This is a genomic window from Corynebacterium sp. AOP36-E1-14 (assembly GCF_052377495.1).
Lineage (GTDB): Bacteria > Actinomycetota > Actinomycetes > Mycobacteriales > Mycobacteriaceae > Corynebacterium.
Genome location: NZ_JBQSWV010000006.1, coordinates 14,699 through 37,952, shown reverse-complemented (window position 1 = coordinate 37,952; position 23,254 = coordinate 14,699). Strand labels below are relative to the sequence as shown.

Genomic DNA, 23,254 nt, shown 5'->3' with positions numbered 1-23,254 from the left:
CATGCCGAAAGGAGCACCCGCGAGGAAGATGCGGGTGCTCCTTGTCACGTGTACCCCGTCGTCAACGGGGCGCAGGTGTCGTTACTCCTTCTCCGGCGGGAGGCCGTACTGGAGGTTCAGCATCGTGGTGGACCAGACCAGCATGACCGCGCCGAGCAGGATCAGCCAGATGAGGAAGAAGGCGATGCCGTAGGCCATCATCACGATGGCCAGGGACATCAGGAAGGGCCAGCCCGAGTGCGGGGAGAAGAAGCCCAGCACGCCGGCGCCGTCCTCGATCTCGGCCTCCTCCCAGTCCTTCGGCTCGATGTCGGCCTTGGAGTTGCTCAGGTGGAAGTACACACCCAGGAACAGGGTCAGCAGGGTCGCCAGGACAAGCCCGGTTCCACCCGCCCACTCGATACCCTGGACGTTTTCGCCGTCGTTCAGCTGCGACGTCGCGTAGAAGTACACGACCGCCATCACCGTCAGGAACAGTGAGAGTCCGTACATCAACTTGGCTGTCTGCCGCATTGTTGTCTCCTAGTGTCTCGTCGCCGACTAGGCGGAACGGTCGATGTAGTTGTCGCCCTCGACACCCCGGGTAGCCTCACGGCCGGGGAGGAAAGGCTGGGTCGAGGTGGCGTAGGGGTCCTCGCCGATCTCCGCCAGCGCCTCAGCATTGGTGGCCTCGGGGTTGGCCTCGCGGTAGGCGATGTAGGCCGCGAAGTTCTCCGGGCTCACAGCACGCACCTCGAAGTTCATCATCGCGTGGTAGGTACCGCACATCTCGGCGCAACGGCCCACGAAGGCGCCTTCGCTGTCGATGCTCTCGATCTGGAACCGTCGCTCGGACTGGTTCGCCTCGGGGTGCGGGAACACGTCGCGCTTGAACAGGAACTCCGGAACCCAGAAGGAGTGGATCACGTCGGAGGACGCGAGGTTGAACTCGATCGGGGTGTTCGTCGGCAGGACGAGCACCGGGACCTCCTCGGAGGTACCCAGGGTCTCGATCTGGTTGTAGTGCAGGTAGGTGAAGTCCTCGGCGGACTTACCGTGGATCGGGCCCACGGACTGGCCGTGCTCGTCACGGTCGTCCTGCGGCACGGCGGCGTTAGCCTCGGCCGCGTCCGCACGGTCCTGGTCCTGGCCCACGTACTCCTGCCCGTCCTCGGTCAGGTCTCCGCTCACCTCGCCGTAACCGAACTTCCAGTTCCACTGGTAGGCCGTCACGTCAACGGTCACCTGCGGGTCCTTGTCCAGTGCGGTGACCTTGTCCTGGGTCTGCACGGTGAAGAAGAACAGGCCCATGACGATCAGCACCGGGATGACGGTCAACGTCAACTCCAGCGGAACGTTGTAGGCCGTCTGCCTCGGGAACTCCGGCTTGCCCTTCTTGGCAGCGCGCTTGTCGCTGTCCCGGAAGATCACGAGGAACATGAGAGCCCACATGATGATTCCGATGATCCAGGCTACGACCCAGGTCCACACCCAGAAGTTACCCATGGACTGGGCCTCCGGGGTGATTCCGTCGGGCCAACCCATGCGCAGGGCATGGAAGAAACCGTTGTCGGGGGGTGCGACATCGCAGCCGACCAGGGCAAGGGATCCGAGTCCCAGCACGCCGGCGAGGCCGAGCTTGCGACCTCTTCCGTGAACTTTTCGCTGTACCACGCGAGTATGCCTTCCTCAATCACACGTCGTGTTCATCGGAACGCCGGTGTCCGTCGCCTGCAGAGGACGGACTCGGGTCCCGTGTCATGATCCGACAATAGTGCATGGAGGGGGCTGCCCCTGCATCATGCACACCATTGTGATTTTCTGTCGGCCCTATTCGGGGTTGCTGGGGGTCAGCTGGAAGCCCACCCGGGTGTCCCGCATGTCCCGTCTGTGCCAGGCCAGCGCCGGGTAGTATCCTAAAGGGCTTACGCACGCGCACGAGGCTGACGTCCGCCGACCGCATCCCCCACCGATGAATCGGCGCAGGGATCCGTCCGGCACCGCGACGTCGGCCACCGACGACACTTACGGAGATGACCCCCAGACCTCATGTGTGGACTTCTTGGATTTCTGACGGCACAGGGTGACGCCCCCGACTACGTGGACACCACCGCCCACGCCCTCCCCTGCATGCGGCACCGCGGCCCGGACGAGGACGGCACCTGGAACGACGACGACGTGGTCTTCGGCTTCAACCGCCTGTCGATCATCGACCTCGAGCACTCCCACCAGCCTCTGCAGTGGGGGCCGGCCGACCAGCCCGCCCGCTACTCGATGACCTTCAACGGTGAGATCTACAACTACCTCGAGCTCCGCGAGGAGCTGCAGGCCGAGGGCTACGAGTTCGAGACCTCCGGCGACTCGGAGACCATCGTCGTCGGCTTCCACCACTGGGGGGCCGACGTGGTCAACCACCTGCGCGGAATGTTCGCCTTCGCCGTGTGGGACGCCGTGGACCGCACGATGTTCCTCGCACGCGACCCCTTCGGCATCAAGCCGATGTTCTACGCCACCACCCCGGCAGGAACCGCCTTCAGCAGCGAGAAGAAGTCGATCCTGGCGATGGCCGAGTCCATCGGTCTAGGCCTCGACCTTGATGACCGTGCGATCACGCACTACACCGACCTGCAGTACGTTCCGGAGCCGGAGACGCTGCACGCCGGGATCCGCCGCCTGGAGTCCGGCTGCCACGCCACCCTCACCCCGGGAGGCGAGGTCAAGGCAGTGCGCTACTTCGAGCCGACGTTCCCCGTCACCCCGGTTCCCGCGGGTTCGGAGCAGGCGCTGTACACGAAGATCGCCGACGCCCTGCAGGACTCCGTGGCCAAGCACATGCGTGCCGACGTCACCGTGGGGTCCTTCCTCTCCGGCGGCATCGACTCCACCGCCATCGCCTCACTGGCCAAGCAGCACAACCCCGACCTGTTGACCTTCACCACCGGGTTCGAGCGCGAGGGCTACTCCGAGGTCGACGTGGCCGCCGAGTCCGCCGCGGCGATCGGCGTGGAGCACATCGTCAAGGTCGTCTCCCCCGAGGAGTTCGCCGCCGCCGTCCCGAAGATCATCTGGTACCTCGACGACCCGGTGGCCGACCCCGCCCTGGTGCCCCTGTACTTCGTGGCCGCGGAGGCACGCAAGCACGTCAAGGTCGTGCTGTCCGGTGAGGGCGCCGACGAACTCTTCGGTGGCTACACCATCTACAAGGAGCCGCTCTCCCTCGCTCCGTTCGAGAAGGTCCCCTCCCCGATCAAGAAGGTCCTGCGCACCCTCGGCGACGCCCTGCCGGACGGGATGCGCGGCAAGTCGCTGCTGCAGCGCGGCACCACGCCGATGGAGGAGCGTTACTACGGCAACGCCCGCTCCTTCAACTACGAGCAGCTCGAACGGGTGCTGCGCATCGCCCGCCCGGAATGGGACCACCGCGAGGTCACCGCCCCGATCTACGCCAAGTCGAAGGACATGGACCCGGTCGCCCGGATGCAGCACCTCGACATGTTCACCTGGCTGCGCGGCGACATCCTGGTCAAGGCGGACAAGATCACCATGGCCAACTCGCTGGAGCTGCGCGTGCCCTTCCTGGACCGTGTGGTCTTCGACGTGGCGCAGACGATCCCCCACGAGCTCAAGGTCGGCAACGGGACCACGAAGTACGCCCTGCGCCGCGCCCTGGAGCTCATCGTCCCCGAGCACGTGATCAACCGGAAGAAGCTCGGCTTCCCGGTCCCGCTGCGCCACTGGCTCGCCGGCGACGAGCTCTACGACTGGGCCAAGCGCAACATCGAGGAGTCCAACACCGACCACATCTTCGACAAGGCGCAGGTCCTGGCGATGCTGGACGAGCACCGCGTGTCGATGACCACCGGTTCGGGCCCCGACCACTCCCGGCGCCTGTGGACGGTCATCGCGTTCATGATCTGGCACGGCATCTTCGTCGAGGACCGCATCCACCCGGACATCGACGAGCAGGACTACCCGGTCCAGCTCTAGTCCCCCGCGGCGGTCCCCGCCGCAGTCTCCCCCGGGAAAGACGAAACTCCCCGCACCCAGGTCACTGGGGCGGGGAGTTCGGCCGTCCGGGGCCAGACCGTGAGGTCTAGCTGAACGAGTCGCCGCAGGCGCAGGACCCGCCGGCGTTCGGGTTGTCGATGGTGAACCCCTGGGACTCGATCGTGTCGGAGAAGTCGATCTTCGCACCGGTCAGGTACGGCGCCGACATCTTGTCCACGATCAGCCGGACGCCCTCGACCTCGTCGACGAGGTCTCCGTCCAGGGTGCGGTCGTCGAAGAAGAGCTGGTAACGCAGCCCGGCGCAGCCACCAGGCTGCACCGCGATACGCAGGGCAAGGTCGTCGCGACCCTCCTGGGCCAGCAGGCCGGCGGCCTTACCTGCGGCGGCGCTGGTCAGCTCGACACCGGTGGACTTCTCGGCGGTCTTCTCGGGAGCGGTCATGAATTTCCTCCTCGGTAATGCGGATATGCCCAAACTACTATCCATCAACCATGAAATCCAGTGATCTATTCCCGCACCCGGCCGCACACCGGCCCACCAGCCCCGCCCGGATCATCACCCTCGTTGGTCGGGTGAACCTCCCGTGCTCTAGCCTGTGAGGTGTGAAACTTCCGTGGAAGAAAGACGACGACAGCGAGGTGGCGGCCGGTGACGCCACCCTGGACGGCATCGACGGCGCAGCGGACGACGCCGCCCAGACCCCGAAGGGCTACACCCCCAAGAAGGGACGCCCGACCCCGAAGCGCAACGAGGTCGAGCGCTCCACCGGCGTACGGCGCGTCCACTACGACGCCCCGATGACGCCCAAGGAGGCCCGTCAGCGCAAGAAGGACTACAAGAGCTCGATGTCCAAGGACGAGTACAAGGAGGCCAAGCGCAAGCAGCGCGACGAGGCCGCCGAGTCCCGCCGCAAGGCCAACGAGCGCATGATGGCAGGTGACCCGAACTACCTGCTGGCCCGCGACCAGGGCAAGGAGAAGCTGTTCGTCCGTAACTACGTGGACTCCCACCGTTACCTGATGAACTACTTCCTCCCCCTGGCGCTGATCGTGGTCGTCGTGATGATCCTCGGCACCCGTCTGCCCGTACTCGCGCAGTACCTCAGCCTGTTCATGATGGTGATCATCATCGTGCTCATCGTCGAGGGCCTCTTCCTGGGCCGCAAGGTCAACAAGCTGGTCAATGAACGCTTCGCCGACAACTCCTTCGGCAAGTGGTCGATCGGCTTCTACGCCTTCACCCGTGCCACCATGATCCGCAAGATGCGCACACCCGCCCCCCAGGTGAATATCGGCGACGCGGTCTGATGACCGACCAGCCGGTACTCCAGCACCTCGCCGGGTGGGCGGGGTCGACCGGCTGCGCCGAGGCACTCCGGGAACGGGACGTCCGCCCGGAACTGCTCGTCGCGGCCGCCGACCACGCCATCGCCGACCCTGCCGTGGCCGACCCTGCCGCGGCTGGTCCCGCTGACGGGACGGCGAGCCCGGTGTCGACCCTGCCCTGGGGCCATGCCGTGACAGAGGCCGCCCGGATCGAGTCCGGGGACTCGCCGCTGTCCGCCTTCGCCGAGCAGGCGGGTGTCGACGTCACAGTGACGCAGTTCGACTCCACCGACTCCACCGCCGACGGGGATTCCCCGCACTCCCGGTGGCTGGACGCCGGCGCCGAGACGGCGGACGCCCGTGCCGACTCCGGACGCCCCCTGCTGCTCACCGGCACCGTGGGTGCCGGGGCGACCACGACCGCAGCGGCGCTCATCGGCACGCTGTGCAACGTCGAGCCGGTGAAGGTGGTGGGACGCGGAGGCGGCCCCACCCCGATCACCGACGAGCAGTGGAAGCACAAGACCGTAGCGGTGCGCGACCTGATGTTCCGTACCCGGTCGCGGCGTCGACGTCCCGTCGACGAGACGGCCGTACGTGAGATCCTCGACGAGATCGGCTCCCCCGACATCGCCTTCCTCACGGGCCTGCTGTCGCAGTCCGCCGTGCGACGCACCCCGGTCGTCCTCGACGGCGTGACGGGTCTCGCGGCGGCACTTCTCGCCGACGCGGTGTCCCCGGGCACTGCCCGCTGGTGGCTCGTTCCGGACGCGTCCACCGAGCCGGCGTCGGCGCCGGCACTGCGTCGCCTGGACCTGACGCCCGTCATCGACCGGGCGCTCGGCGCCCCGGCCGCGGCGTCCGGCCTGCTCGTGCTCCCCCTGTTGTCCGCGGCCTGCGCCGTGAACTAGCGCCCTGCACTAGCGCCCAGGACCAGCCCCAGGCAGACAGCAACCCCGTGAGGTCGGCGCCACCGACCTCACGGGGTTGTTCCGTGCGTCCTACGCCTGGACGAGGGTGTGGTTCCACCCGTGGGTGTCGTCCACAGTGCCGCGCTGGATGCCGGTCAGCCGCTCGCGCAGGCGCATGGTGATCTCGCCCGGCTCGCCGCCGTTGATCTGGAACTCGCCGTCACGGTCCTTCACGGTGCCGACCGGGGTGATCACCGCGGCGGTGCCGCAGGCGAAGGCCTCCGCCATCTCGCCGGACGCCGCGGTGCGCCGCCACTCCTCCACGGTGAAGCGACGCTCGGTGACCTTCAGTCCCTCGTCCGCGGCGAGCTGGAGCAGGGAGTCGCGGGTGACACCGGGCAGCAGTGAACCGGAGAGCTCCGGGGTGACCAGCTCTGCCGGGCCGCCGTCGGTACCGCCGAAGATGAAGGCGAGGTTCATGCCGCCCATCTCCTCCACGGTGGTGTGCGTGGCGGCGTCCAGCCACACGACCTGGTCGCAGCCCTTCTCCTCGGCGTACGCCTGCGCGGCCAGGGAGGCGGCGTAGTTGCCGGCGAACTTCGCGGCGCCGGTCCCTCCCGGGGCGGCGCGCACGTACTCGGTGGACAGCCACACGCTGACCGGGGTGACCCCGCCCTTGAAGTAGGCGCCCGCCGGCGAGGCGATCACGTAGTAGCTGTAGCTCGACGAAGGGTGCACGCCCAGGCCGACCTCGGTGGAGATCAGGAAGGGGCGCAGGTACAGCGCCGCCTCACCGCCGGCGGCGGGGACCCACTCGCGGTCGACGTCGGTCAGCTGCGCCAGCGACTCCAGGAACAGGTCCTCCGGGACCTCCGGCATGGCGATGCGCCGGGCGGAGGAACGGATCCGGTCGGCGTTCTTCTCGGGGCGGAAGGTGGCGATCGAGCCGTCCGGCTGGCGGTACGCCTTGAGGCCCTCGAAGATCGCCTGCCCGTAGTGGAACACCGACGTCGCCGGGTCCATCGGCACCGGGGCGTAGGGCACGACCCGCGCATCGTGCCAACCGGCGTCCTCGGTCCAGTCCACGACGACCATGTGGTCGGTGAAGTACGTGCCGAACCCCGGGTTGGTGAGTACGTCGGCGATCGTGCCGGACGCGGTGGGGTTCTCCGTCAGTGTGCGGGAGAAGACGGGGGACGATGAGTTGTCGGGCGCGGAATCAGACATGGCCTGTATCTTAGACCCGTCGGTTCCTTCCCGAAACACAAGCCCGGGACACATGCCCGCAGGGGACCGCCCACGACCACTCCGACCAACACTGAGGTGAAGGATGACATCCGCACGCCTGCCCCGGGGCACCATGCCGCCACTCGAACTGCTCACCGACACCACGACGGTCGCCGGTGCGGACGTGGACGTGCTGGTCGTCCCGTCCTTCTCCGGGGACAACGGTGTCGAGATGTCCGTCGGCTCCTCCGCCTTCGACCGGGAGACCCAGGTGGCGATCTGGAAGTCGCTGGTGGCAGCCGGGGCGTCCGGACGCGCCGGCGAGACGTCCCCCCTGCCCACCGTCCCGGGTATCGCGGCGCGTCGGCTGCTGGCCGTCGGCCTCGGTGACGCCGACGCCCTGACCGACGAGGGGCTACGCACGGCGGCCGGGGAGGCGTCCCGCGCGCTCGGCCGCATGGCCGCCACGAGCGCCCCCACAGGGGCCTCCACGGGGACCCCCGGCTCCGCCGGCATCAGCGCCCTGAGCCTGCTGGGCACCCTCGGCACCGGGCCCGCCACCGAGGGCCACGGCCTCGGGGCGTACACCTACACGGGCTTCAGGAGCATTCAGGACGCTGCGCAGGACGCCGTGCTGGACGCCGGGGGCATCGCGCGGCTCATCGTCGCCGCCCCGTCCGGGCCGACGGCGGCGGACGCCGCGCGGGAGGACTTCTCCCACGCCTGCGTCGTGATCGAGGCGGTGAGCTGCGCCCGCGACCTCGTCAACGCGCCGGCGAACGTCCTGTACCCGCAGAGCTACGCCGAGGTCATCTCCGGGCTGGCCACACAGTCCGGGCTCGAGGTCGAGGTGCTCGACGAACAGGACCTGGCGGAGCAGGGGTTCGGGGCGATCATCGGCGTGGGCCGCGGGTCCACCCACCCGCCGCGCCTGGTGCGGGTGTCGTACCGGCCGGACGCCACGGTGTCCGGTTCCTCCCCCGCCGCGCCGCACGTCGCGCTCGTCGGCAAGGGTGTGACCTTCGACACCGGCGGGATCTCGTTGAAGCCCGCGCCGCGCATGGACAACATGATCTCCGACATGGGCGGTTCGGCGGCGGTGGTCGCCGCCGTGGTCGCCGCGGCGGAGCTGGAGCTCCCGGTGCAGGTCACCGCGACCGTGCCGCTGGCGGAGAACATGCCCGACGGCACCGCCACCCGCCCCGGTGACGTCCTGCGCCACTACGGCGGGACGACGACCGAGATCCTCAACACCGACGCCGAGGGGCGCCTGATCCTCGGTGACGCCATGGCCCGCGCCGCCGAGGACGACCCCGACTTCCTCGTGGAGACCTCCACGCTCACCGGTGCCCAGGTCCGCTCCCTCGGCGACCGCGTGCCGGCGGTCATGGGCTCACCGGTGTTCCGCGACCGGGTGTCCGCCGTCTCACGGGCCACCGGCGAGGACGCCTGGCCGATGCCCCTGCCCGCGGAGATCGCCCGCGACATCCGCTCCGACGTGGCGGACCTGCGCAACACCGGCAAGAAGCCCTGGGGCGGCATGGCCGCCGCCGGCCACTACCTGGCGGCGTTCGTGCCGGATGGTCTGCCGTGGGTGCACATCGACGTGGCCGGGCCGTCGTACAACACCGCCGGCGCCCACGGGTACACGCCGCGGCGCGGGACCGGTGTGCCGGTCCGCACGATCATCGCGCTCCTGGAGGAGCTCTCCGCGACGACGGCCGACGACCCCGCCTGACTCACTCCCCGTCCGCGCGGCGCTCCTCGAAGCGCGCCCGGCGCTCCTGCTGCTCGAGACGCTTGCGGATGATCCGGTCGCGTTCGATCCGGTCGCGCATGCGCTGCGGGTAGCCGGTCTTCTCCGCGTCGAACAACCGGACACCGGTGACGTCGGCCACCTCGTCCACGCCGCGGGGACCGCCGATACGCCGGCGCGTCCACTCCCCGGTGGCGTCCACGAGCACCACGGACATCTCGTTGACCAGCGTCTCAGGCTCCACGAACCCCTCCACCCCCTGGCGCTGCGCAGCCCAGTGGCGCAGGTAGTCGAGGTCGTGTTGCCGTGCCTTACCACCCGGGGCCCGGGGCGGGCGGGGTCCGGAACGACGTGATCGGCCAAAGATGTTGAACACGTCACCGATACTAGGTGAACTCCGTACATCCCGACCACGGCCCCGGCTCAGGTCGACTCAGAGCCGGCCTGGGACGGGTCAGGCCCCCGGTTGTGGGAACCCCGTGCCAGCAGAACGACTCCAGCAGCGGTACCATATATAGTATTCGGTCAGAGACCACTTCTCTGTTTTTCTCTGCGTACTTCTCTGGGTACCGCGGACCGATCCACGTACTCCACATCTGTACCCCGTCGTTAACTAGGAGCTTCAACACCATGGCGCACTCCGTCGAAATGCCCGAGCTGGGCGAATCCGTCACAGAAGGCACTGTCACCCAGTGGCTGAAGAAGGTCGGCGACACCGTGGAGGTCGACGAACCCCTGCTCGAGGTCTCCACGGACAAGGTCGACACGGAGATCCCCTCCCCCGCCTCCGGTGTTCTGCTGAAGATCATCGCCGACGAGGACGACACCGTTGACGTCGGTGCCGTCATCGCCGAGATCGGTGAGGAGGGCGAGACCGCAGGTTCCGCCGACTCCGCTGACTCCGCTGACGAGGAGCCGGCCGAGGAGCCTGCCGACGAACCGGCCGAGGAGCCGGCTGCAGAGCCGGCCGCGGAGTCCAAGCCCGCAGCGTCCAACGGCGGTGGCGCGGGCACCGACGTGACGATGCCGGAGCTCGGCGAGTCCGTCACCGAGGGCACCATCACCCAGTGGCTGAAGAAGGTCGGCGACGAGGTCGAGGTCGACGAGCCCCTCCTGGAGGTCTCCACCGACAAGGTCGACACCGAGGTTCCGTCCCCGGTCGCGGGTACGCTGCTGGAGATCCTCGCCGAGGAGGACGACACCATCGACGTCGGCGGTGTGATCGCCCGCGTGGGCGACGCCTCCGCCGCACCGGCCGAGGAGCCCGCCAAGGAGCCGGCCCCGGAGCCCGAGAAGGAGCCGGAGAAGAAGGCCGAGCCCGCCAAGGAGTCGGCACCGGAGCCCAAGAAGGAGGCCCCGAAGAAGGAGGAGCCCAAGGAGGAGAAGGCTCCCGCGTCCGACGCCGGCGAGCCCTCCGACGGCAACCTGCCCTACGTGACCCCGCTGGTGCGCAAGCTCGCCGAGAAGCACGGCGTGGACCTCTCCTCCGTGGAGGGCACCGGTGTCGGTGGACGCATCCGTAAGCAGGACGTCCTCGCCGTCGCCGAGGGTGGCTCCACCAAGAAGGCCGAGAAGGCTCCCGCCAAGGGCGTCGACCCGGAGAAGGCGTCGCTGCGCGGCACCACCCAGAAGGTCAACCGCATCCGTGCGATCACCGCGAAGACCACGCTGGAGTCCCTGCACGGTGCGGCCCAGCTCACGCAGGTCCACGAGGTCGACATGACCCACGTCGCCGAGCTGCGCAAGGCGTCCAAGGCCGCCTTCCAGGACAAGCACGGCCTGAACCTCACGTTCCTGCCGTTCTTCGCCAAGGCCATCGTGGAGGCGCTGGTCGCCCACCCGAACGTGAACGCGTCCTACAACGCCGACACCCAGGAGATGACCTACCACGGCAAGGTGAACCTCGGCATCGCCGTGGACACCAAGGACGGCCTGCTGTCCCCGGTCATCCACGACGCGCAGGACATGTCCCTGCCGGAGCTGGCCCAGGCCATCGCCGACATCGCCGACCGGGCCCGCAACAAGAAGCTCAAGCCGAACGACGTCACCGGTGGCACCTTCACCATCACCAACATCGGCTCCGAGGGCGCGCTGACCGACACCCCGATCCTGGTCCCGCCGCAGGCCGCGATGATCGGCACCGGCGCGATCCGCAAGCGCCCGGTCGTCATCACCGAGGACGGCTCGGACAGCATCGCCATCCGCAGCATGGTCTACCTGCCGATGACCTACGACCACCAGGTCGTCGACGGTGCTGACGCCGGACGGTTCCTGACCACCGTCCGCGACCGCCTGGAGAACATCGACTTCAGCTCCGACCTGGAGATCGGAGTCCGCTCCTGACCCCGTCCTACCCCGTCCCCGCACTTGTGCGGCGGCGGGGTAGAGTCGTTAGTCATGGGATATCAACACGGATCCATCCGGCTGTCGGACTCTCCGGTCACCGTCGACGACCTCGGGACGGTGGACTACCTGTCCACCTGGGACCGTCAGGCCGAACTCGCCCGCCGCCGTGCCGACGGCGAGATCGACGACACCGTGCTCCTGCTCCAGCACCCGCCGACCTACACCGCCGGCAAACGCACCCAGCCCGAGGACCTGCCCACCAACGGCCTGCCCGTCGTCGACGTGGACCGCGGTGGCCGGATCACCTGGCACGGGCCGGGGCAGCTCGTCGCCTACCCGATCGTGAAGCTCGCCGACCCGATCGACGTGGTCGACTACGTCCGTCGGATCGAGGAGGCCGTCCTCGCGACGTGCCGTGAGGTCGGGCTGGAGAACGCCGGACGCGTCCCCGGACGCTCCGGCGTGTGGCTGCCCGCCGGGCTGCGCCGCGGCGAGCTCGTCCCCGCCCGGAAGGTCGCCGCCGTCGGCATCCGCGTCACCCGCGGGGTCACGATGCACGGTGTGGCACTGAACTGCGACAACACCCTGGAGTACTACGACCACATCGTGCCCTGCGGCCTGGCGGACACCGGGGTGACCACCCTGTCGGAGGAACTGGGCCGCGACGTGACCGTCGCCGACGTCACCGGGATCTTCACCGGACACCTGCTCGACGCACTGGACGGGGCGCTCGAGATGTCGGAGGTGGACGTCCCGGAGGAGCTCGCACACGGCGCCGTACCGTCCTGAACAGGCTTTTTGGTCTGCTTTCGACGATGGGAGTCAGTTAGCGTCACTGAACGATGCAGCGTAGGGTGGGGGCCGTGACTGTTACATCAGACGGACGACGACTTCTCCGCATCGAGGCGAAGAACTCCCAGACCCCCATCGAGCAGAAGCCGCGGTGGATCCGCACGCAGGCCAAGATGGGCCCGGAATACCGTGACATGAAGTCCCGGGTCGCCGGTGCCGGGCTGCACACGGTGTGCCAGGAGGCCGGCTGCCCCAACATCCACGAGTGCTGGGAGGAACGCGAGGCGTCCTTCCTCATCGGTGGCGACACCTGTTCTCGTCGATGTGACTTCTGCCAGATCAAGTCCGGCAAGCCCACCCCGCTGGACCGTGACGAGCCGCGCCGCGTGGCGGAGAACATCCGCGAGATGGACCTGCGCTACGCCACCATCACCGGCGTGACCCGCGACGACCTCGACGACGAGGGCGCGTGGCTGTACGCCGAGATCGTGCGCAAGGTCCACGAGGTCAACCCGCACACCGGCGTGGAGAACCTCACCCCGGACTTCTCCGCGAAGCCCGACCTGCTGGCCGAGGTCTTCGAGGCACGCCCCGAGGTCTTCGCCCACAACCTGGAGACCGTGCCGCGCATCTTCAAGCGCATCCGTCCGGCCTTCCGCTACGACCGGTCCCTGGAGGTCATCCGTGCCGCCCGTGACTTCGGCCTGGTGACGAAGTCGAACCTGATCCTGGGCATGGGTGAGACGGCCGAGGAGGTGCAGTCCTCCCTGACCGACCTGAAGGACGCCGGCTGCGACATCATCACCATCACCCAGTACCTGCGCCCGACCTCGATGCACCACCCGATCGAGCGGTGGGTGAAGCCGGAGGAGTTCATGGAGCACTCCGAGTTCGCCAAGGAGCTCGGCTTCGGTGCGGTCATGTCCGGCCCGTTGGTCCGTTCGTCCTACCGTTCCGGGCGTCTCTACGCCGAGGCCAAGGCCGCCCGCGGCGAGTCGCTTCCGGACAACCTCGCCCACCTCGGCGAGACCCTGGGGTCCACCACCAGCCAGGAGGCCAGCACCCTGCTGGACAAGTACGGCCCGTCGGTCGAGACCCCGGTCTCGTCCGCCCGGTAAGTTGTTCCCCGCCCCGGCGGATGGCCGTTGTCGGTCCTGGGGCTCCGATGTTCTAAGGTAGGCGGTATGGCGAAGGATCCCCGGGAGAAAGAAAACAAGCGGCTCGAGAAGGCCGCCAAGAAGTCACGTCGCAAGCAGACGCGAGGCCAGATGTGGCAGGCCTTCCAGATGCAGCGCAAGAAGGACAAGAAGCTCATCCCCTACATGCTGCTGGGGTTCCTTGTCCCGGTGCTGGTCATGCTGGGGCTCAGCTACTTCTTCGGCTGGTGGTGGCTGAACCTCATCGTGGGTATCGCCATCGGTGTGATGGTGGGCTTCTGGGTCTTCTCCCGCCGTCTGCAGGCCGGTGTGTACGACCAGATCGAGGGCGAGGCAGGTGCCGCCGGTTGGGCGCTGCAGAACCTGCGTGACGGTGTCGGCGTCAAGTGGATCACCGAGACCGCCGTGGCCTCGAACACCCACATGGACGCCATCCACCGCGTGGTCGGCGTGCCCGGTGTGGTGCTCGTCGGCGAGGGAAGCCGGCACCGTCTGAAGCCGATGATGGCCCAGGAGCGCAAGCGTCTGGCCCGCATCCTCGGCAACACCCCGATCTACGACGTGTACGTCGGCGAGGGTGAGGACGAGGTCCAGATCCGCAAGCTGCAGAACCACCTGGTCCGTCTGCCGCGCAACATCAAGAAGAACGAGGTCGACGGCCTCAACAGCAAGGTGGAGTCGATCGCCCGCCTGCACTCGCGTGAGTCGATGCTCCCGAAGGGTCCGATGCCGCGCAACGCCGCGAACCCGGCCGGCGTGAACCGCCGTGCCCGTCGCGCCGCCCAGCGCAACAAGAAGGGCTGACCCCTCTCCCAGAGGGCCTGAAGAACCCCCGGGGACCGTCCGACACGTGGACGGTTCCCGGGGGTTCCTCGTACGTCGCGCCGCAGTGCACGAAACCCCGCGCGGATGTCGGTCTGAGGGGTCAGGACCACCATCCGCGCGGGGTTTCGTGTGCGAGGTCCGCGACGGTCAGCGGGTGCGGATCACCGCGGTACCCGTCGCCCGGTCGTGCATGCCGCGACTGTCGGTGTCCTGGATCAGCGGCGGGAACAGGAAGATGGTCAGCACGGTGCGCACCACCGCGCGCACGAAGCCGACACGGGCGTCCGGGTCGTCCACGCGGGCGACGCCGATGCCGAGCAGTGCGTGGCCCGGTGACTGCCCGAACAGCCACACCGTGACGACCCGCCACACGACCCAGACCATCAGCACCACGGTGGACACCCCGCCCAGCGCGTCGGTCATCTGGGTGATGAAGAAGGCGATGCCGTAGCAGATCAGCCAGTCCACCAGAAGAGCCAGCGTGCGCGGGAAGATCGGGGAGACCGAGCCCGGCCCGGACGCAGGCAGTCCGAGCAGTTTGCCCGGGTAGGAGCTCAGGTCGTGGGGGTCCTCGTACTTGCCGGGGACCTGGGGCCCCTCCAGCCAACTCGGTTGCCGGGCACGGTCCTCCCGCATGCCTTTGCGACGCTGACGACGCTCATCACCGGTACCACTGCTGTTCTGCCGTTTCGCCATGATGCTCAAGCGTACCGGCCCTGTGACGGCCCCCCAATTCTGCGGTGGTACACCCCGACTGTGCACACCCGAATGCCACTGCCCGTATCCTTGAGGTCACGCCCCGGCCGGGGACGACCATTTCGGCCCCGGAGCGCAACCCCTTTCGTCCCACCGGCAGTGACGACCAGTTACACGCCGGTAACATTGGATTGACATTAGGGCAACAACCCCACAATAGAATCGCTCCCGACGCACCCGGCAGGGTGAAATCCCATCGTGAGACAACGAGACAACGAGTTGGGTCGAACATGACTGCAAGGAGTCCAGAAGTGGCATTTAAGACGGCCGAAGAGGTCACGAAGTACATCGCGGACAACGACATCGAGTTCGTCGACGTCCGATTCACTGACGTCCCCGGCGTGGAGCAGCACTTCACCATTCCCGCGGCCGCCTTCGACGAGGACGCCATCGAGACCGGCCTGGCCTTCGACGGCTCCTCGGTCCGCGGCTTCACCACCATCGACGAGTCGGACATGAACCTGCTGCCCGACCTGGCGACGGCGAAGGTCGACCCGTTCCGCAAGACCAAGACCCTGAACGTGAAGTTCTTCGTCCACGACCCGTTCACCCGTGAGCCCTTCTCCCGGGACCCGCGCAACGTCGCCCGCAAGGCCGAGGAGTACCTCGCGTCCACCGGCATCGCCGACACCTGCAACTTCGGCCTGGAGGCCGAGTTCTACCTCTTCGACAAGGTGCGCTACTCCGCCGACCAGAACTCCGCGTTCTACGAGGTCGACTCCAACGAGGGCTGGTGGAACCGCGGTAAGGACACCAACACCGACGGCACCCCGAACACCGGCTACAAGACCCGCGTCAAGGGCGGTTACTTCCCGGTCCCGCCGTACGACCAGACCGTGGACGTGCGCGACGAGATGGTGAAGAACCTCGCGGCCTCCGGTTACGACCTCGAGCGCTTCCACCACGAGGTGGGCACCGGTGGACAGCAGGAGATCAACTACAAGTTCAACACCCTGCTGCACGCCGCCGACGACCTGCAGTCGTTCAAGTACATCATCAAGAACACCGCCGCCGCCCACGGCAAGTCGGCGACGTTCATGCCGAAGCCGCTGGCCGGTGACAACGGTTCGGGCATGCACGCCCACCAGTCGCTGTGGAAGGACGGCAAGCCGCTGTTCCACGACGAGGCAGGCTACGCCGGCCTGTCCGACCTGGCCCGCTACTACATCGGCGGCATCCTGCACCACGCCGGTGCGGTCCTGGCGTTCACCAACCCCACGCTGAACTCCTACCACCGTCTGGTGCCGGGCTTCGAGGCCCCCATCAACCTGGTCTACTCGCAGCGTAACCGCTCCGCCGCGGTACGTATCCCGATCACCGGCTCCAACCCGAAGGCCAAGCGCCTCGAGTTCCGCGCGCCGGACCCCTCGGGCAACCCCTACCTGGGTATGGCAGCGATGATGCTCGCCGGCCTCGACGGCATCAAGAACCGCATCGAGCCGCACGCCCCGGTCGACAAGGACCTCTACGAGCTTCCCCCGGAGGAGGCCGCCACCATCCCGACCGCGCCGACCTCCCTCGAGGCCGCGCTGAAGGCCCTGGAGGACGACAACGAGTTCCTCACCGAGGGTGGCGTCTTCACCGACGACCTGCTGGAGACCTACATCGCGTACAAGTACGAGAATGAGATCTCCCCGGCCCGTCTGCGCCCGACCCCGCACGAGTTCGAGCTGTACTACGACTGCTAGTCCGGTACACCTCGACGGCACGGAGCCGAACCCCCGCCACACGTTCTTGTGGCGGGGGTTCTCCCGTATGTCTGCCGGACGCCCTGCCGGTCGCCCGGACGACGCCCCCGCGTCACGTGCCGGATCCGTCCCTCCGCCGGCACGCGAAGACCGAATCCGGCACGCGGCGCGGGGTGCTCCGTGTGGTGCCCCGTCCTAGCCGTAGGTGAACAGTTGGTTGTTCAGCAGCGCACTCGGCGTATCCACCAGCCCCTTGGACGCCACACCCTCTCCCCTGGCCTCGAGTACGCCGCCGTAGAGCTGCCGGAAGCCGGTCAACGCCGCCGCGTAGTGGCTGACCGCGGTCTCGTAGGTCACGCCGATGCCACCGTGCAGCTGGATCGACTCCTCGGCCACCACCCGGGCCTGCCGGGCGAGGAAGACGTAGCTGTCCAACGCCGCGGCCTCGAGCTCCTCAAGACCAATTTCGCCGTTGTCTGCCGCCTCTGCCGTCTCCGCCATGGCCGCAGCCCACAGGGCGGTGGAACGGGCCAGCTCCACGTCCGAGTACAGCTGGGCGGCCCTGTGTGTCAGCACCTGGAAGTTGTTGAGGGTCACGCCGAACTGCTTGCGGACCTTCAGGTACTCCACGGTCCGCGTCATCGCCGCGCCCATCAGCCCCGCCGCCCGACCGCCCTCGACGACACGCGCCAGTGCGACGGCACGGCGCAGAGCCTGTTCCGGCGCCTGTTCCGGTGCCTGCTCCGAGCCGTCGCCGTCGAGCCGCTCGGCCGGGGCGTCGCGGAACTCCACACTCCCGACCGGGGCCCACTGCGCGTCACGGTGGACGCTCACCGTCACGCCGTCGTCGGCGGTGACGAGGTAGACGCCGAGGGCACCGTCCTGCACCGCGGTGACGAGGAAGGCGTCCACGTCGCCGGGGGCGGCGACCGCCCGCTTGGTGCCGCTGAGCCGACCGTCGACGACGGTGGCGCCACGCGGGTCGGACCAGCCCGTGCCCGCTTCGGCGTGGGCGAGCGCCACGAGCCGCTCACCGGTGGCGATGCCCGGCAACCATGTCGACTTCTGGTCCTCTGAGCCGAGGTCCTGCAGCAGCCACGCCGGGACGTGCGCCAGGTCGGTGACCGGTTCGGGGACGGCGAGGTCGCCGAGCACGCCGGCGGCGGCGTAGGCCTCGCCCACGCCCGCCCCCGCGCCGTCGTACCTCTCGTCGATGACGAGGCCCGTCATCCCGAGTTCCGCGGCCTGCCGCCAGAGGTCCCGGCGGAAGGTGAGCGCCCCGTCCGGGGCGTCGGCACCACTGGTGGGGTCGTCCTCGGCGCCGGAGAAGACGCTGCGGACGGAGTCGGCGAGCATGCGCTGCTCGTCTGTCAGGGAAAGATCCATGGTCGTGTCGCTCCTAGAGTCCGAGGATGGCCTTGGCGATGACGTTCGCCTGGACCTCGTTGGTGCCCCCGTAGATGGAGACCTTGCGGTTGTTGAGGTAGCGCACGACGGCATCGCCGTGCTCGTCCCCGTGCTCGTCACCGGTGATCTCGACGGCGTCGCTGCCGAGCGCCTCGACGGCCAGCTCGTTGATCTCCTGGAGCAGGCGGCTGCCCTCGATCTTCAGCATCGAGGACAGCGGGCTGGGCTTACCGTCCGTGCTCGTGGCGGTCACCCGCAGCTGCGTGGCCTCGACCGCCTTGAGCCGCAGCTTCACGTCGTAGAGGCGGTCGCGGAACAGGGGGTCGTCGATCACGCAGCGCCCGCCGAGGGTGCGCTGCGCCGCCGCCTCCACGACGTCGGCGTACTGGCGTTGGCTCGTGCCGACCTGGGTGATGCCGTTGCGCTCGTTGCCGAGCAGGAACTTGGCGTAGGTCCAGCCCTTGTTCTCCTCTCCGACGAGGTTCTCCACCGGGATGCGCACGTCGGTGAAGAAGAACTCGTTGACCTCCACGGACCCGTCGATCAGGCGGATGGGGCGGCGCTCGATGCCCGGGGTGTCCAGGTCGACGAGCAGAAAGGAGATCCCCTGCTGCTTCTTCGGCGCCGAGGGGTCGGTACGGGCCAGCAGGAACATCCACTCGCCGTACTGGCCCAGCGTGGTCCAGGTCTTCTGCCCGTTGACCACGTAGTGGTCGCCGTCGCGCACGGCGGTTGTCGACAGGCCCGCCAGGTCGGAGCCTGCGCCGGGTTCGGAGAAGCCCTGCGCCCACCAGATGTCCAGGTTGGCGGTCTTCGCCAGGAACCGGTCCTTGATCTCCTCGCTGCCGAACGCGGCGATCACGGGGCCGACCATGCCGGTGTTGAAGGCCAGCGGTTCAGGGATGCCGGCCCGCTGCAGTTCGTTGGTGTAGATGTGGGACTGGACGGGGGTCCAGTCCTGCCCGCCGTACTCGACCGGCCAGTGCGGGACGGCGACACCGTGGTGGTTCAGGACGCGCTGCGCGGCGACGATGTCGTCGCGGGTGACGTGGCCGGCGCGCATGCGGTCGCGGATCTCCGCGGGCACGTCAGCGAAAATACCGCGGAGTCTGTCGCGGAAGGCGACGTCCTCCTCCGAGAGCTCGAGATTCACGGGCACTGCTCCTCACATATGTGCTGCATCACTGATCTTCATGGAACGTGACCCAGACTACGCCCGCGACCACACGCGGAGACGAAGCAGACGGCGCATCCGGAATAGACCGCACGGTCCACCTGTTGTGGGGAGGGACGGCGACCAGAGACGGCACCGTCACACCACACCAACAGGAGGCACAACATGACGAACATTCTCATCATCGGCGGGCACGGCAAGGTCGGACTGCTGGCAGCACCGAAACTCGTCAAGGACGGCTTCGAGGTCACGTCCCTCATCCGCAACCCCGACCAGACCGCGGAGATCGAGTCGCTCGGCGCCTCCGCCCTGGTCAAGGACGTCACCGCCCTCACCCCGGCACAGTGGGACGACGTACTCGCAGGCTTCGACGTGGTGGTGTGGACCGCCGGCAACGGTGGCCGGGCAGGTCAGGACGTGACCTACGCGGTCGACCGCGACGCCGCCCTGGCCGTCATCGACTCCCTCGAGCGGCTGCGTGACTCCGGCGACGCCGGTACCACGCCCCGCTACATCAACGTCTCCTACGCCGGTGCGCGCAACCACACCGTGCCGGAGAGCGACGACTTCTTCGCCTACGCGGACTCGAAGAAGACCGTCGACGACCGCCTCGTCGCCACCGAGGGCCTGGACTACGTGATCCTCGGCCCGGCCGCGCTCACCGAGGAGCCGGCCGGCGGCTTCGCCCCGGTCACCGCCGACCTGGACCGCGCCGACTCGCACACCGCGCGTGAACTCGTCGCCGACGCCGTGGTGGAGTTCGCCGGACGCGACACCGTGTCCGGTCAGCGCACCGTCGAGTTCGTCGACGGCGAGCGCCCCGTCAGCGAGCTCTAACTCGCCGCACCTCCGCTCAGGGGCCCCGCAGGATCCCCTTGAGCCCCGCCGCCGCGGCCCGCGGGTCGTCGGCGGTGGTCACCCCACGCACGACCACCGCGCGGCGTCCCCCGGCCGCGACGACCGCCGGCAGGGTCGCCTCGTTGACCCCGCCGATGGTGAACCAGGGTTTCGTGCTCCCGGCCGCGTCGAGCATCTCCGCGGTACGGGTCACCAGTTCCAGGCCGGTGGCGGTCCGCCCCGGCTTCGTCGGGGTCTCCCACACCGGGCCGGTGCAGAAGTAGTCCAGTGCGTCGTCCCGCATCGCCGCCCTCGCCTGCTCGGCCGAGTGGGTCGACAGGCCCACCAGCACGTCGGGCCCCACGATCCGCCGCGCCTGCGCGACGCTCAGGTCGTCCTGCCCGACGTGCAGTACGTCCGCCCCCACCAGGACCGCGACGTCCGCCCGGTCGTTGACGGCGACGAGTCCGTCGTGCTCGGCGGCGACGCCGGACAGCACCTGCAGCGCGGCAATCTCCTCGCTGGTACTGACCGAACGGTCACGGATCTGCACGATGTCCACGCCCCCGTCGAAGGCGGCGTGCAGGAAGTCCTCCAGGTCGCCCTGCTCCCGGCGCGCCGTGGTGCACAGGTAGAGCGAGGCGTCCTGCAGTCGGCTGCGACGTCGGGAGCCTGTCGTGGCGGGGTCGTTCGTGCGCTGCTGCGGGTCCATGTGGTGTGATGGTAGTCGTTAAGCGAACGACGGGAGCCCCCGACGCCGGGGCTGAGAGGACCGGGGCACACCGGTCGACCGTTCACACCTGATGCGGATCATGCCGCCGGAGGAACAGAACGCAGATGCCCGACATTCTTGTCGTCGGCGCCGGGGTGATCGGGCTGAGTACGGCCTGGTCGCTACGGCAGGCCGGACACACCGTCACCGTCGTCGACCCCGCCCCGGGGTCCGGCGCCAGCCGTGCCGCCGCCGGCATGCTCGCCGCGGTCAGCGAGGTCGTGCACGGCCACGACCGGATCCGCCCGCTGATGCTCGCCTCCGCCGCCGCCTACCCGGAGTTCATCGCCGGGCTGGAGGACGCCGTGGGCCACCCGGTGGGTTACCGCGCCACTGCCACGCTGGGGGTGGGTGCCACGCGCGGTGACGTGGCGGCGTTGTCCGACCTTGCCGAGGTGCAGCGTGCCGGGGGCATGTCGGTGGAGCAGCTCACCGTGCGGCAGGCCCGGCGGCTGGAGCCTGCGCTGTCTCCGGGGATCGCCGGGGCGTTCCTGCTCGCCGACGACCACCAGGTCGACCCGCGCATGCTGGTGGACGCCCTCCTGGAGGCGCTCACGGCGCCGAACGGCGCGAGCGGCGCGCCCGGCGTCCCGGGCCCGGCGGGAACGCTGCACCGTGGCCGCGTCCGGACCGTCCTGCGTGAGGACGGTAGCGGGGCCGTGACGGGGGTGCTGCTCGACGACGGCACCCGCCTGCACGCCGACACCACCGTGCTGAGCCCCGGTCTCGCCCTGTCCGACATCGGCGGGCTGCCGGAGGCGGCACGCGTCGCGCTGCGCCCGGTGCACGGCGACATCCTGCGCGCCCGCCTGCGCCCGGGGCGTCCTGCACTGCTGGAACGCACCGTGCGCGGCCTCGTGGACGGCCGGCCGGTCTACCTCGTGCCCCGGCAGGACGGGGGCATGGTGATCGGGGCGACCGAACGCGAGGACGGCTTCGACGGCGTCTCCCTCGAGGGCGCCCACCAGCTGCTGCGCGACGCGCAGATCCTGGTGCCCGGTGCCGCCGACCTGGAGCTCACCGAGATGCTCGCCCGCGCCCGGCCCGGCACCCCCGACGACATCCCCTACCTGGGCCCGGTGCCCGGAGACGACGGTGCGGTGGACGGGGTGCTGGTGTGCACCGGCCACTCGCGTCACGGGGTGCTGCTGGCGCCGGTGAGCGCCCGGCTCGTCGGCGCGCTCGTCAGCGACTCTGCCGGCTCTGCGGATCCTGCCGACACCTCCCTGCTCGCCACCACCTCCCTGGAAAGGACCCTGGACCAACCATGAACCAGATCACCGTCAACGGCACGCCGCGCAGCGTGGACCCGCAGACCACGGTCAGCGACGTCGTCTCCGACGTCACCGGACAGGACCCGGACTCCGACCAGCTCGGCGTGGCCGTGGCCCTGGACTCCGGCATCGTGCCGCGCAGCCGCTGGGCCAGCACCGTGACGCCCGACGGCGCGCAGGTCGAGATCATCACCGCGATGCAGGGAGGCTAGGCGCACCGTGAACACCGACGCACTAACCATCGGCTCGAGCACCCTGGGCTCCCGCCTGATCACCGGCACCGGCGGGGCGACCTCCCTGGAGGTGCTGGAGGACGCGCTCACCGCGTCCGGCACGACGATGACCACCGTCGCCCTGCGCCGCTTCGACCCCACCACCGGCACCTCCCTGTTCGGGCTGCTGTCCCGCCTGGGCATCGACGTGCTGCCGAACACCGCCGGCTGCTACACCACCCGCGACGCCCTGCTCACCGCCCGCCTGGGACGAGAGGCGCTCGGCACGAACCGGGTGAAGCTGGAGATCCTCGCCGACGACCGCACCCTGCTGCCCGACGTCGTGGAACTCGTCGACGCCACCGAACAACTCACCGCCGACGGTTTCGAGGTCTACGCCTACACCTCCGACGACCCGGTGGTGGCCCGCACCCTGGAGTCCGCCGGGGCGGTCGCGGTGATGCCGCTGGGCTCGCCGATCGGCACGGGCCTGGGGGTGCTCAACCCGCACAACATCGCCATGATCTGCGAAAACGCCACCGTACCGGTGATCCTCGACGCCGGGGTGGGCACCGCCTCCGACGCGACGCTGGCCATGGAGCTCGGCTGCGACGGGGTGCTGCTGGCCAGCGCGGTGACCCGCGCGCAGGACCCGGCGGCGATGGCCCTGGCCATGCGCCACGCCGTGGAGGCCGGGCGCCTCGCCCGCGGCGCCGGACGCATCCCACGGCGCCCGTGGGCGCGCGGCGCGGTGGCGTCCTCCCCGCAGGACGGGCTGATCGACCCGGCGGGAGTGCAGTGAATCCC

The 23,254-nt window shown here is 68.9% G+C and carries 22 protein-coding genes; 13 read left to right on the top strand and 9 right to left on the bottom strand.

The features are described 5' to 3' along the window. Positions 1 to 81 precede the first annotated feature (81 nt). On the bottom strand, positions 82 to 513 hold the full coding sequence (gene ctaF, locus ACT3TD_RS04330; RefSeq protein WP_444614820.1) for an aa3-type cytochrome oxidase subunit IV: 432 nt from the start codon (positions 511 to 513) through the stop codon (positions 82 to 84). Between the two features lie 27 nt (positions 514 to 540). Next, positions 541 to 1,653 (bottom strand): aa3-type cytochrome oxidase subunit II, encoded by a 1,113-nt coding sequence (gene ctaC / locus ACT3TD_RS04325; protein WP_441579574.1) that lies wholly within the window; start codon positions 1,651 to 1,653, stop codon positions 541 to 543. 375 nt (positions 1,654 to 2,028) lie between these two features. Here ctaC and asnB point away from each other — a divergent pair, with 375 nt between their 5' ends. Then, positions 2,029 to 3,966 carry an asparagine synthase (glutamine-hydrolyzing) gene (asnB, locus tag ACT3TD_RS04320; RefSeq protein WP_301442517.1) on the top strand — a complete coding sequence of 646 codons (1,938 nt, stop codon included), beginning with the start codon at positions 2,029 to 2,031 and terminating at the stop codon, positions 3,964 to 3,966. A gap of 106 nt (positions 3,967 to 4,072) precedes the next feature. Here asnB and ACT3TD_RS04315 read toward each other — a convergent pair whose 3' ends face one another. After that, positions 4,073 to 4,429, bottom strand: a complete 357-nt coding sequence (locus tag ACT3TD_RS04315) for a HesB/IscA family protein (protein WP_301442518.1) — start codon at positions 4,427 to 4,429, stop codon at positions 4,073 to 4,075. 161 nt (positions 4,430 to 4,590) lie between these two features. Between ACT3TD_RS04315 and ACT3TD_RS04310 the strand changes: the two genes are divergently transcribed. Further along, the gene (locus tag ACT3TD_RS04310) at positions 4,591 to 5,295 is read left to right on the top strand and encodes a DUF3043 domain-containing protein (protein ID WP_301442519.1); all 705 of its coding nucleotides are present in this window, start codon (positions 4,591 to 4,593) and stop codon (positions 5,293 to 5,295) included. Then, a complete protein-coding gene (locus ACT3TD_RS04305) occupies positions 5,295 to 6,224 on the top strand; it encodes a nicotinate-nucleotide--dimethylbenzimidazole phosphoribosyltransferase (protein WP_301442520.1) in 930 nt (309 codons plus the stop codon). The genes ACT3TD_RS04310 and ACT3TD_RS04305 overlap by 1 nt, the downstream gene beginning before the upstream one ends. Before the next feature lie 90 nt (positions 6,225 to 6,314). Here the strand turns inward: ACT3TD_RS04305 and ACT3TD_RS04300 are convergent, their stop codons facing one another. Further along, positions 6,315 to 7,451 carry a branched-chain amino acid aminotransferase gene (locus ACT3TD_RS04300; RefSeq protein WP_301442521.1) on the bottom strand — a complete coding sequence of 379 codons (1,137 nt, stop codon included), beginning with the start codon at positions 7,449 to 7,451 and terminating at the stop codon, positions 6,315 to 6,317. A 103-nt stretch (positions 7,452 to 7,554) separates the two neighbouring features. Between ACT3TD_RS04300 and ACT3TD_RS04295 the strand changes: the two genes are divergently transcribed. After that, on the top strand, positions 7,555 to 9,189 hold the full coding sequence (locus tag ACT3TD_RS04295) for a leucyl aminopeptidase (protein WP_301442522.1): 1,635 nt from the start codon (positions 7,555 to 7,557) through the stop codon (positions 9,187 to 9,189). A gap of 1 nt (position 9,190) precedes the next feature. Here ACT3TD_RS04295 and ACT3TD_RS04290 read toward each other — a convergent pair whose 3' ends face one another. Continuing rightward, on the bottom strand, positions 9,191 to 9,583 hold the full coding sequence (locus ACT3TD_RS04290; RefSeq protein ID WP_301442523.1) for an oxidoreductase: 393 nt from the start codon (positions 9,581 to 9,583) through the stop codon (positions 9,191 to 9,193). 254 nt (positions 9,584 to 9,837) lie between these two features. On the opposite strand from ACT3TD_RS04290, the gene sucB reads away from it, so the two are divergent. From sucB to ACT3TD_RS04270, 4 genes are all read left to right on the top strand, one after another. After that, positions 9,838 to 11,550 carry a 2-oxoglutarate dehydrogenase, E2 component, dihydrolipoamide succinyltransferase gene (sucB, locus tag ACT3TD_RS04285; RefSeq protein ID WP_301442524.1) on the top strand — a complete coding sequence of 571 codons (1,713 nt, stop codon included), beginning with the start codon at positions 9,838 to 9,840 and terminating at the stop codon, positions 11,548 to 11,550. Between the two features lie 54 nt (positions 11,551 to 11,604). Continuing rightward, positions 11,605 to 12,342, top strand: coding sequence for a lipoyl(octanoyl) transferase LipB (gene lipB, locus ACT3TD_RS04280; RefSeq protein WP_301442525.1), 738 nt, complete (start codon positions 11,605 to 11,607; stop codon positions 12,340 to 12,342). Positions 12,343 to 12,416: 74 nt separating this feature from the next. Next, complete coding sequence (gene lipA, locus ACT3TD_RS04275) at positions 12,417 to 13,463, top strand: lipoyl synthase (RefSeq protein ID WP_301442526.1); 1,047 nt, start codon at positions 12,417 to 12,419, stop codon at positions 13,461 to 13,463. A gap of 66 nt (positions 13,464 to 13,529) precedes the next feature. Beyond that, positions 13,530 to 14,306, top strand: a complete 777-nt coding sequence (locus ACT3TD_RS04270) for a DUF4191 domain-containing protein (protein ID WP_441583026.1) — start codon at positions 13,530 to 13,532, stop codon at positions 14,304 to 14,306. Between the two features lie 168 nt (positions 14,307 to 14,474). Here ACT3TD_RS04270 and ACT3TD_RS04265 read toward each other — a convergent pair whose 3' ends face one another. Further along, positions 14,475 to 14,963, bottom strand: coding sequence for an RDD family protein (locus tag ACT3TD_RS04265; protein ID WP_301443243.1), 489 nt, complete (start codon positions 14,961 to 14,963; stop codon positions 14,475 to 14,477). A gap of 371 nt (positions 14,964 to 15,334) precedes the next feature. Here ACT3TD_RS04265 and glnA point away from each other — a divergent pair, with 371 nt between their 5' ends. Further along, on the top strand, positions 15,335 to 16,771 hold the full coding sequence (gene glnA / locus ACT3TD_RS04260; protein ID WP_301443237.1) for a type I glutamate--ammonia ligase: 1,437 nt from the start codon (positions 15,335 to 15,337) through the stop codon (positions 16,769 to 16,771). Between the two features lie 195 nt (positions 16,772 to 16,966). Here glnA and ACT3TD_RS04255 read toward each other — a convergent pair whose 3' ends face one another. Both ACT3TD_RS04255 and ACT3TD_RS04250 read right to left on the bottom strand, forming a co-directional pair. Further along, positions 16,967 to 18,157: an acyl-CoA dehydrogenase family protein gene (locus ACT3TD_RS04255; protein ID WP_301443238.1), complete on the bottom strand. Its 1,191-nt coding sequence runs from the start codon at positions 18,155 to 18,157 to the stop codon at positions 16,967 to 16,969. Positions 18,158 to 18,170: 13 nt separating this feature from the next. Continuing rightward, positions 18,171 to 19,331, bottom strand: a complete 1,161-nt coding sequence (locus ACT3TD_RS04250) for an acyl-CoA dehydrogenase family protein (RefSeq protein ID WP_441579294.1) — start codon at positions 19,329 to 19,331, stop codon at positions 18,171 to 18,173. A gap of 186 nt (positions 19,332 to 19,517) precedes the next feature. On the opposite strand from ACT3TD_RS04250, the gene ACT3TD_RS04245 reads away from it, so the two are divergent. Then, positions 19,518 to 20,189, top strand: a complete 672-nt coding sequence (locus tag ACT3TD_RS04245) for an NAD(P)H-binding protein (RefSeq protein ID WP_301443240.1) — start codon at positions 19,518 to 19,520, stop codon at positions 20,187 to 20,189. A gap of 16 nt (positions 20,190 to 20,205) precedes the next feature. On the opposite strand, the gene thiE is transcribed toward ACT3TD_RS04245, so the two are convergent. Continuing rightward, positions 20,206 to 20,901: a thiamine phosphate synthase gene (thiE, locus tag ACT3TD_RS04240; RefSeq protein WP_301443241.1), complete on the bottom strand. Its 696-nt coding sequence runs from the start codon at positions 20,899 to 20,901 to the stop codon at positions 20,206 to 20,208. 125 nt (positions 20,902 to 21,026) lie between these two features. Between thiE and thiO the strand changes: the two genes are divergently transcribed. The 3 genes from thiO to ACT3TD_RS04225 are packed head-to-tail and all read left to right on the top strand — an operon-like array spanning position 21,027 to position 23,249. After that, entirely contained in the window at positions 21,027 to 22,232 is a 1,206-nt protein-coding gene (gene thiO, locus ACT3TD_RS04235; protein WP_441579295.1) for a glycine oxidase ThiO, read from the top strand. Then, complete coding sequence (gene thiS, locus ACT3TD_RS04230; protein ID WP_301444213.1) at positions 22,229 to 22,447, top strand: sulfur carrier protein ThiS; 219 nt, start codon at positions 22,229 to 22,231, stop codon at positions 22,445 to 22,447. The genes thiO and thiS overlap by 4 nt, the downstream gene beginning before the upstream one ends. 7 nt (positions 22,448 to 22,454) lie before the next feature. After that, a complete protein-coding gene (locus ACT3TD_RS04225) occupies positions 22,455 to 23,249 on the top strand; it encodes a thiazole synthase (RefSeq protein ID WP_441579296.1) in 795 nt (264 codons plus the stop codon). Positions 23,250 to 23,254 lie beyond the last annotated feature (5 nt).

Excerpts from the sequence above, each read along its gene's own strand:
- ctaF (WP_444614820.1), bottom strand. The coding sequence starts at position 513 with ATGCGGCAGACAGCCAAGTTGATGTACGGACTCTCACTGTTCCTGACG.
- asnB (WP_301442517.1), top strand. The coding sequence starts at position 2,029 with ATGTGTGGACTTCTTGGATTTCTGACGGCACAGGGTGACGCCCCCGAC.
- ACT3TD_RS04315 (WP_301442518.1), bottom strand. The coding sequence starts at position 4,429 with ATGACCGCTCCCGAGAAGACCGCCGAGAAGTCCACCGGTGTCGAGCTG.
- ACT3TD_RS04305 (WP_301442520.1), top strand. The coding sequence starts at position 5,295 with ATGACCGACCAGCCGGTACTCCAGCACCTCGCCGGGTGGGCGGGGTCG.
- ACT3TD_RS04300 (WP_301442521.1), bottom strand. The coding sequence starts at position 7,451 with ATGTCTGATTCCGCGCCCGACAACTCATCGTCCCCCGTCTTCTCCCGC.
- ACT3TD_RS04295 (WP_301442522.1), top strand. The coding sequence starts at position 7,555 with ATGACATCCGCACGCCTGCCCCGGGGCACCATGCCGCCACTCGAACTG.
- sucB (WP_301442524.1), top strand. The coding sequence starts at position 9,838 with ATGGCGCACTCCGTCGAAATGCCCGAGCTGGGCGAATCCGTCACAGAA.
- lipB (WP_301442525.1), top strand. The coding sequence starts at position 11,605 with ATGGGATATCAACACGGATCCATCCGGCTGTCGGACTCTCCGGTCACC.
- ACT3TD_RS04270 (WP_441583026.1), top strand. The coding sequence starts at position 13,530 with ATGGCGAAGGATCCCCGGGAGAAAGAAAACAAGCGGCTCGAGAAGGCC.
- ACT3TD_RS04265 (WP_301443243.1), bottom strand. The coding sequence starts at position 14,963 with ATGCGGGAGGACCGTGCCCGGCAACCGAGTTGGCTGGAGGGGCCCCAG.
- ACT3TD_RS04255 (WP_301443238.1), bottom strand. The coding sequence starts at position 18,157 with ATGGATCTTTCCCTGACAGACGAGCAGCGCATGCTCGCCGACTCCGTC.
- ACT3TD_RS04245 (WP_301443240.1), top strand. The coding sequence starts at position 19,518 with ATGACGAACATTCTCATCATCGGCGGGCACGGCAAGGTCGGACTGCTG.
- thiE (WP_301443241.1), bottom strand. The coding sequence starts at position 20,901 with ATGGACCCGCAGCAGCGCACGAACGACCCCGCCACGACAGGCTCCCGA.
- thiO (WP_441579295.1), top strand. The coding sequence starts at position 21,027 with ATGCCCGACATTCTTGTCGTCGGCGCCGGGGTGATCGGGCTGAGTACG.
- thiS (WP_301444213.1), top strand. The coding sequence starts at position 22,229 with ATGAACCAGATCACCGTCAACGGCACGCCGCGCAGCGTGGACCCGCAG.